The organism is Parvibaculum sp., assembly GCF_040882025.1.
In the GTDB taxonomy this organism is placed as follows: domain Bacteria; phylum Pseudomonadota; class Alphaproteobacteria; order Parvibaculales; family Parvibaculaceae; genus Parvibaculum.
This window is the reverse complement of the sequence record NZ_JBBECC010000015.1, coordinates 1-8,407: the sequence shown is the minus strand read 5'-3', so window position 1 is coordinate 8,407 and position 8,407 is coordinate 1. Positions and strand designations below refer to the sequence as shown.

Genomic DNA, 8,407 nt, shown 5'->3' with positions numbered 1-8,407 from the left:
GCCGAGGCACTGTTCAAAAAGTAGACATCCTCAGTTAACACATTAAAAATACAGCGCTTTTAGTTAAGCTCACACAATGTTCGGGCGTTTCTCGTCTTGCCGACAACGCGTCAAATTGCCACAAGATTAACTTCCTGTTAGGAATGATGGCGCTAGGGTGACCTTGCGTAATCCAGTTCTCTGGATTTCTGAGTGGCTCCTATCCACTCTGTTTGACGCCTCCCTGTTAGAACTTGAGCCGCGGGCTTTCCCGCGGCTCTTTTTTGTGCCCGTGCCGGGCCGATGGCACGGATATTGATCCTTCAGACCCTGACTGTGCCGCAATGGCGCGATATCAGGGGTTTGTTGGATGAGTGTTCACGAGATCACGGGCGGCGAGATCGGCTTCGCGGAAGCCGAATGCGTCACGCTCAGCGAGTTCATGGCGTCGGGCCTGTTCCAGCGCACCTATGGCGAGGGTATGCGCCTGGTCGAGGAAACCTCGGCCTATCTGGATGGAGAAGGCCGGGCCGCCGCCAGGGCCCTGCCGCGCGAGACGTCGCTGGCCTATGCCGGCGAAAGCATGCGCCTCACCACGCGGCTGATGCAGGTCGCCTCCTGGCTTCTGGTGCGCAAGGCCGTGCACGAGGGCGAGATGACGGCCGAGGAAGCCAATTCCGAGAAATATCGCCTCGCCACCAAGGAAATTGGCCGCCAGCCGCGCTTCTCGGGCGCCGACGCGCTGCCGCAACGCCTGCGGGATCTGATCGAACGGTCGGAGCGGCTTTATGCGCGGGTCGAGCGGCTTGATGCGCGTCTCAGGGAGCCCGGTCCCCGGCCGGCGCATAATCATCCGCTGGCCGAACAGATGCAGCGCGTCGAGGCGTTCTACCGGGAAAGCCTCTCCAGCGATTTCCCGCGCCCGCAATTCGGCCGCCGCAAGAACCGCCCGGAATAGATTTCCCCGCGCCGCCAACAAAAAAGCCCCGCAAATGCGGGGCTTTTTCCGTTTCCGGATTCGATGGGGCTCAGCTGCCGCCGATCATACCGAACTTCTTCTTGAAGCGGCTGACGCGGCCGCCGCGATCGAGAAGCTGCTGGCCACCGCCGGTCCAGGCCGGATGCGTGGTCGGATCGATATCGAGCACCAGCGTTGCGCCTTCCGACCCGTAGGTCGAGCGCGTCTGGAAAGTCGTGCCATCGTTCATCGTCACGGTGATGAAGTGATAGTCCGGATGGGTTTCTTTCTTCATGGGCTTATCGCCTTCCCGAATTGAAAACGGCGCGCCGGGGCTGCTCCCGCTGGGAGCGCCGCGCTGCCGGAATGGGGGCTTATAGCGAACGGGCAGGGCCCATGCAAGCCGAGATGCGGGCGATGGTTCAAGGCCCCAATCCGGCATTTTGAGCGCTCATGCCGCAGCGGATAGGGCGGGCCGGCGTTGCGGCTGCGGGCGCCGCGTTGCTATACCAGCGTGGAACTTATTCCCGGGCCCATCCCCGGCGGCTAGTGTGGCCGGTCCCGCAACAAAGAACCGGCGAGAACGCATGAGCGACACATCGAATCCGGTCGTCGAAGCCATCGAGGAAGAGGCGCAGCGCCGCAAGCCCGCGAAGCGGGTTCGCCCGGTCCTGCGGCTCCTGCCGTTCCTCGCGGCCTATCGCGGCATGGTGGTGCTGGCGGTCCTCGCGCTCGCCCTGGCGACGCTCGCGACGCTCGCCATTCCGATGGCCGGCGGGCGGCTTGTCGATCTTCTCAACCATGCCGACAACACGGTAACGGCCGCCTTCATCGACCGGTATTTCCTGGCGCTTGTCGCCGTCGCGCTGGTGCTCGGCATTGCCAGTGCCGGGCGTTTCTATTTCGTGAGCTGGCTCGGCGAGCGCGTGGTGGCCGATCTCCGGCAGGCCGTTTATGCGCATGTGCTGAAGCTTTCGCCGGCCTTTTTCGAGCTGACGCGCACCGGCGAGGTGCTCTCGCGGCTCACCGCCGACACGACGCTGATCAAGACCGTTGTCGGCTCCTCGGCTTCGATCGCGCTGCGCAATCTTTTTCTCTTCGTCGGCGCGGCATCGATGATGGTTTTTACCAGCGCGCGGCTGTCGGGCCTTGTCCTCTTTGCCATTCCGATGATCGTTCTGCCGCTTGTTTTTCTCGGGCGCTGGGTCCGGCGGCTGTCGCGTTCGGCACAGGACAGGCTGGCCGACACCAGCGCCTTCGGCACCGAAAGCCTCAACGCCATCCAGACGGTGCAGGCCTTCACGCATGAAGAGCATGACAGGCGGCAGTTTTTCGACACGGTCGAACGTTCCTTCGAGACTTCGCGGTCGCGCATCATTGCCCGTTCGGTGCTGACGGCGCTGATTTTCTTTCTCGGCCTGTCGAGCGTCGTCGGTGTCATCTGGTTCGGCATGAAGGATGTTATCGCCGGCGACATGACGGGCGGCGCGCTGGCACAGTTCATTCTCTACGCGCTTTTCGCGGCCGGTTCACTCGCCGCCCTGTCCGAAATCTGGGGCGATATGCAAATGGCGGCCGGCGCCACCGAGCGGCTGATGGAGCTTCTCGACGTCGAGCCGCAAATTGCCGTGCCAGCCTCTCCGGTTGCGCTGCCGGCGCCGTCACGGGGCGCGCTTCGCTTCGAGAACATCACCTTCGCCTATCCGGCGCGGCCCGGCATTTCGGCGCTTCGGGGGTTCACCCTCGACGTCGATCCCGGCGAGACGGTGGCGCTGGTCGGGCCGTCGGGCGCCGGAAAGAGCACCGTCTTTCAGCTTCTGCTGCGCTTCTACGATCCGCAATCGGGCCGCATTACGCTTGACGGCGTCGATGTGCGCGACGCCGATCCGCGCGATGTCCGGGCGCGCATCGCGGTCGTGCCTCAGGAGACCGTGATTTTCGGAACGACGATTGCCGAAAATATCCGCTATGGCCGGCCCGAGGCGGGCCTTGCCGAAATCGAGGCGGCGGCGCGGGCCGCGCGTATCGACGATTTCATCGCCGGCTTGCCGGATGGCTACGACACGCAGGTCGGCGAGCGCGGCGTGACGCTTTCGGGCGGCCAGCGCCAGCGTCTCGCAATTGCGCGGGCGATCCTGCGCGACGCGCCGGTTCTGCTGCTCGACGAGGCGACGAGTGCCCTCGACGCCGAGAGCGAGGCCGCGGTTCAGCAGGCGCTTGAAGGGCTGATGCAGAACCGCACGACGCTTGTCATCGCGCATCGCCTGGCGACCGTGCTCAAGGCCGATCGCATCGTCGTCATGGAAGATGGCGGTGTCGTCGCATCGGGCACGCATGACGAACTTTTGCGGCAAGGCGGGCTTTATGCGCGGCTGGCGCGATTGCAGTTTACCGGCGATTTTGCGGGCGAGGCTGTGGATCCGCCGTCCGGGCCGCTGAGCGCCGCCATTCGTTGAACGCAAAATCATCTATCGGGGGAATCTCATGTCGAAAAATTGGCGGATCGCAGGCTATGTCGTGTTGGCGCTCGTCATTGTCGCCAGCGTGCTCGCTTGGCGCTTCCTGTCGGCGGCCGGCTACTTCACCGGCATCCGGCAGGAGATCGCCGCCGATTGCCGTGTCATCGAAGCGGTGCCGGGGCCGGAAGACATCGTCATCGACCATGAGCGCGGCATTGCCTATGTGTCGGCTTATGATCGCCGCGCCGTGCAGGCCGGTGCGCCCGGCTCGGAAGCCGTTCGCGGCGGCCTTTACGCGATCGACCTCAAGGCGCCGCAGACCGATTGGGCGCTTTACCCGGTAACGCCCAATGCGCCCGCCGATTTCCGGCCCCACGGCATCGACCTTCATGTCGGAGCGGACGGCGCGCGGCGCCTCTTTGCCGTCAGCCATCCCGCCGCCGGCCCCGAGAAGGTCGAGATTTTCGATATCGCCCGGGACGGCACGCTGACCTATGCGCAGAGCGTCACCGACCCGCTTTTCGTGTCGATCAACGATGTGGCGGCGGTGGGTCCGGACAGTTTCTATGTGACCAACGACCACGCCTCGAAGAACGGGCTGCATCAGCTTGTCAGCAACATCCTGCTGCTGAGAAACGCCAACGTCATCTATCACGACGGCACCGCGGCGCGCATCGCCGCCGGCCGCTTCGCGCTCGCCAATGGCATCGAGGCCAGTGCCGACGGCGGCGAGGTCTATGTCGCCGACACGATGAGCATGACGCTGCATGTTTTCGAACGCGATCTTGCGACCGGCAATCTCAAGGGCGTCGATATGGCGCGGCTCGGCACCGGCGTCGACAATATCGATGTGCAGCCGGACGGTTCGCTGCTGATCGGCTCACATCCGAAGCTGATGGATTTCCTCGGCCATGCGGGCGACCCCGCCGCGCTTTCGCCGAGCCAGGTCGTGCGCGTCGAACTCGGCGCGAATGGCGGCGGCAAGGCCGGCACGATCTACCTCGATCTCGGCGCGGAGATGTCGGGCATCAGCGTGGCCGCCGGCTATGGCGACGTCATGCTGCTCGGGCAGGTTTTCGAGCCGGAAGTACTCGCCTGTACGCAGTCGAAAGAGCTGAAAGCCTGGTAGTTAGCGCTCGGTCAACTTGAATTCGATGCGGCGGTTGCGCGTATTGTCGGCAACCGAGCGTCCCGCGGCCAATGGGTGGTGTTCGCCGAAGCCCGCCGCCACCAGATTTCGCGCCGGCACGCCCTGCGCGACGAGGTAGTCCACCACCGCGATGGCGCGGGCGCTCGACAGGTACCAGTTCGACGGGAATTGCGGCGTCGCGATCGGGTTGGCGTCGGTATGCCCGTCGACGCGCAGAACCCAGGGGATATCGTCCGGAATTTCGGCGGCGATTTCGCGGATCGCAACGGCGATCTTGTCGAGCTGGGCCTGTCCCGACGGGTTGATGTCGGCCGAGCCCGAGGCGAAGAAGATTTCCGACTGCATGGCGAAACGGTCGCCGACAATCTCGATATCGGTCCGGTCGCCCAGAATGGCCCGCAGACGGCCGAAGAATTCGGAGCGGTAGCGCGCCAGCTCCTGAACCTTTTGCGCCAGCGCCGCGTTGAGGCGGCGGCCGAGATCGGCGATCTGGGCTTGCGATTCACGGTCTCGTTGCTCGGATGCCTCGAGGGCCGCCTCCAGCGTCGCGAGCTGGCGGCGCAGGGCGGAAATTTGCTGGTTCAGCAGTTCGACCTGCGACAAGGCCTCGCTGGAGACGCGTTGCTCGTCGGAGAGACGGCTTTCGAGTTCGGCGATGCGCGAGCCGGCGCCCGCCGCATCGTCGGCCATGGCGGCAAGGCGCTCGCTCTCGGCTGTGGCGGCGGCCAGCGAATCCTGCAGCGACAGGATGGTGACTTCGAGATCGGCTTTTTCGCGCCGTTCCAGCGACAGCTGGTTCACCAGTTCGGCGATCTGGCTGCGCAGGCTGTCGAGCGCCGAATCCTTGTCGCTGACCAGCAAACTGAGGAAAAACTGCGTGATCATGAAAATGGTCAGCAGGAAAATCAGCACCAGCAGCAGGCTCGACATGGCGTCGACAAAGCCCGGCCAGTAGTCGCCGGTCGGGGCGCGGCCGCGAATGCGTCTGTTGGCGAGCGCCATTCCGCGTCAGCTCCGGCCGTCGAGGCGACGGGCCAGTTCTTCGAGAACGGGCCTGAGCGCCTCCTGGTTCTGGGCGAGCTGGCGGACAAGCTGCTGCTCGCCGCGCAAATGCTCGGTCAGCGCCGATATCTGGCCGGCCAGTGCCATCAGCGTGGCATTGGCGCCTTCGTTGTTGCCGCCGCCACCGCTCGTCAGCGCCTGTTCGATGTTGCGCAGCCGCCGCGTCGTCTCGCCCAGCATCGAGGGCGCGTCGGGATCGGTCTCGGAGAGGCTCGTCACCGTCGAAAGCCATTCCTCGAGTTCGTTGTAAAACCGGTTCTGTGCCTGGCCGGCCTGCAGATCGAGAAAGCCCAGCACCAGCGAGCCCGCCAGTCCGAACAGCGAGGAGGAGAAAGCCGTGCCCATGCCGCGCAGCGGCCCGTCGAGCCCGGCCTTCAGATTGGTGAAGACGGTGGCGGCTTCCGCCGTTTCGACATTGAGGCTCTGGATCGTGCCCGCGACCGAGGCAACCGTGGTCAGCAGGCCCCAGAAAGTGCCGAGCAGGCCGAGAAAGATCAGCAGGCCAATGACATAGCGCGATATTTCGCGCTGTTCATCGAGGCGGGAGCCGAGCGAGTCGAGGATCGAGCGCATCGACATCGCGTTGAGTTGCATGCGGCCCTTGCGGTCGCCCAGCATGGTGGCCATCGGCGCCAGCAGTCGCGGTGCGGCGGGGATTGTGAGGCCGGGATCGGCGCGGCGAAATTCGTTCACCCAGCGCACTTCGGGGTTGATGCTCAGCACCTGGCGGAACGCATAAAGGATGCCGATGATGAGGACGCCGACGATCAGGCCGTTCAGACCCGGATTTGCCATGAAGGCTGTTTCGATCTGCGGGAAGAGGATCGCCGCCACGAAACAGACCAGCACGACGAAGAGCAGCATGCGGGTGACATAGGGGCCGGGCCGGGAAAGCGCGATGCCGTCCTTGTGTTCCTTTGCCATGCGTCGTCAGTCCCCTCTCAGTTTCGAATATACCGGTCAGCCGCCTGCCAGCACGATATCCACGCGGTCCTGGGGGCCGCTATCGGGTACGCCGCCGAGCGCGCGTACATGAATGCGGCCGGCGCCAATGCCCTCGTCGATCAGCTTGTGCCTGACCGACAGCGCACGGCGCAACGACAGCTTGCGGGCCGTCGAGGAGGCGTCGCGTGGAGGCCCGGCATAAGCCTTTATCAGCAGGCGGCTGCTTTGCCGCCGGAGAATTGTGGCGAAGGCGGCAATATTCTCATGCGCGGAGGGACTCAGCGCGGATTCATTGGGTGTGAAATCGATGCGCAGCAGTGCTGCTTCCGGAGACGACAAGGGGGCTTCGGCAGCCGCGGCCGTGAGGATACCGGCCAGGAGGATGGCAATTGCCGCGGCTCCAATCCTGTCGAGAAAGATCATGCGGTGATCCGTGGGCGGGGTCGTGACCGGGCATCGAGGCCCTTCGCGGCCCAGTCTAGGCATGTTCGCGCCACGCGAACAGACCCGGCTCCGAGGAGGGGCACAGGCGAGGAATCGGGGAAAACCAGGATCGGGCGCGGGGAGGGTGGGGCTCAGTAGCCGTCGAAGAGGATATCGACACGGTCGGAGGCCGCATCGGTCGTGTCCGTATTGCCCATGCCACTGGCGCGAACGCGGCCGGTGCTCATGCCCTGCTCGAGCAAGGCCTGCTGCACCGCCAGCGCGCGCTGCATGGCGATATCGCTGGCCTGCGCATCGTTGCCGCCGGCGCGGTCCGCGTAGCCTCTGAGCTCGACATTGCCGATCCGTTTGGCAAAGGCGTTCACAAAGCCGGCGACCTGGTTTCTTGCGCCGAGGTCGAGGGTCGTCTCGCCAGGCTGGAAGTAGATGCGCGTGAGCGTTCCGCGGGGAAAAGCATCGGGCGTGTAGGGATAAAAGACGTCATTGGGCCGATACTCGTCCGGCGGCGCGTCGCGTGAGGGTGCCGGTTCGGAAGACGAGGTCTGCGCGGGCGATGTCACCGGACCGGTCAGCGTGCCGACGGGCTGCGTGAGGTCGCGTCCAAGCCGGTTGACGGTCGAGAGCGGTTGGTCGTTCTGGATCGTGTTGCCGACAGGCGGCAGGCCGAGCGTATCCGTCGTTCGGTTCACCGTTTTTCCGGCACCCGACACGGTGCCTCCAACCGTGTCCGTGACCGTCTCCAGTGTGTCATGAACGGGCGAGAGCGGGTCCGCCGCGGATGATGACGCGGGCGAAAGGGCGATCCCTGCGAAAAGGGCGCAAACGAGCAACGGAGCGCGCCATGGCCCGCGAGATGGTTTTCTCCGGATGTGGTCCGTCGCAACGCCCGTCATGGTTCCGCCCACTTGATTTTTGGCCCCGGCGAATGGCAAAGGAGCGCTTTTTTCAAATCTAACACGCGATTGCGGAGGTGACAGCGCTCCGGCCCGTATGTGTGCGCCAGATTGAAATTTTCGGCCGTTCAGTTGGGTTTATGGGCCTTTTTCAGTACATCGCCGAGCTGGCGATGCAGCATCTCGTTGCCGGCGAGGATGCCGCCGGTATCGAGCATGGCGTCGCGGCCATCGAGATCGGTCACGAAGCCGCCCGCCTCGCGCACGAGGATAATGCCGGCGGCGACGTCCCAGGGGGCGAGGTTTGCTTCCCAATAGGCATCGAAACGCCCGGCGGCGACATAAGCCAGATCGAGAGCGGCGGAGCCCATTCGGCGCACCCCGGCGACTTCGTTCATCACGGCACAGAGTTCGGCTGTGAAACGCTGGTGGTCGGGCCGGCCGATATGCGGAATACCGGTGCCGACAACCGATTGCGCCAGTTCGCGGCGGACCGCGACGCGGATGCGGCGGTCGT

The 8,407-nt window shown here is 64.6% G+C and carries 9 protein-coding genes; 3 read left to right on the top strand and 6 right to left on the bottom strand.

Going from position 1 to position 8,407, the window contains the following annotated elements; translation table 11 throughout:
- Positions 1-349 precede the first annotated feature (349 nt).
- Positions 350-937, top strand: coding sequence for a DUF1465 family protein (locus WEB61_RS01175; RefSeq protein ID WP_368062498.1), 588 nt, complete (start codon positions 350-352; stop codon positions 935-937).
- 70 nt (positions 938-1,007) lie between these two features.
- Here WEB61_RS01175 and rpmE read toward each other — a convergent pair whose 3' ends face one another.
- The gene (rpmE, locus tag WEB61_RS01170) at positions 1,008-1,232 is read right to left on the bottom strand and encodes a 50S ribosomal protein L31 (protein WP_368062497.1); all 225 of its coding nucleotides are present in this window, start codon (positions 1,230-1,232) and stop codon (positions 1,008-1,010) included.
- 292 nt (positions 1,233-1,524) lie between these two features.
- On the opposite strand from rpmE, the gene WEB61_RS01165 reads away from it, so the two are divergent.
- Both WEB61_RS01165 and WEB61_RS01160 read left to right on the top strand, forming a co-directional pair.
- Positions 1,525-3,393 (top strand): ABC transporter transmembrane domain-containing protein, encoded by a 1,869-nt coding sequence (locus WEB61_RS01165; protein WP_368062496.1) that lies wholly within the window; start codon positions 1,525-1,527, stop codon positions 3,391-3,393.
- Between the two features lie 28 nt (positions 3,394-3,421).
- Positions 3,422-4,525, top strand: coding sequence for an SMP-30/gluconolactonase/LRE family protein (locus WEB61_RS01160; protein WP_368062495.1), 1,104 nt, complete (start codon positions 3,422-3,424; stop codon positions 4,523-4,525).
- Here the strand turns inward: WEB61_RS01160 and WEB61_RS01155 are convergent, their stop codons facing one another.
- The 5 genes from WEB61_RS01155 to WEB61_RS01135 all read right to left on the bottom strand — a co-directional run.
- Positions 4,526-5,548, bottom strand: a complete 1,023-nt coding sequence (locus WEB61_RS01155) for a peptidoglycan -binding protein (protein ID WP_368062494.1) — start codon at positions 5,546-5,548, stop codon at positions 4,526-4,528.
- Positions 5,549-5,554: 6 nt separating this feature from the next.
- Positions 5,555-6,532, bottom strand: a complete 978-nt coding sequence (locus WEB61_RS01150; RefSeq protein ID WP_368062493.1) for a flagellar motor protein MotA — start codon at positions 6,530-6,532, stop codon at positions 5,555-5,557.
- Positions 6,533-6,568: 36 nt separating this feature from the next.
- The gene (locus WEB61_RS01145; RefSeq protein WP_368062492.1) at positions 6,569-6,976 is read right to left on the bottom strand and encodes an OmpA family protein; all 408 of its coding nucleotides are present in this window, start codon (positions 6,974-6,976) and stop codon (positions 6,569-6,571) included.
- 152 nt (positions 6,977-7,128) lie between these two features.
- Entirely contained in the window at positions 7,129-7,686 is a 558-nt protein-coding gene (locus WEB61_RS01140; protein ID WP_368062491.1) for an OmpA family protein, read from the bottom strand.
- A 332-nt stretch (positions 7,687-8,018) separates the two neighbouring features.
- The coding region (locus WEB61_RS01135; protein ID WP_368062490.1) for an inositol monophosphatase family protein at positions 8,019-8,407 on the bottom strand (389 nt) is incomplete at its 5' end.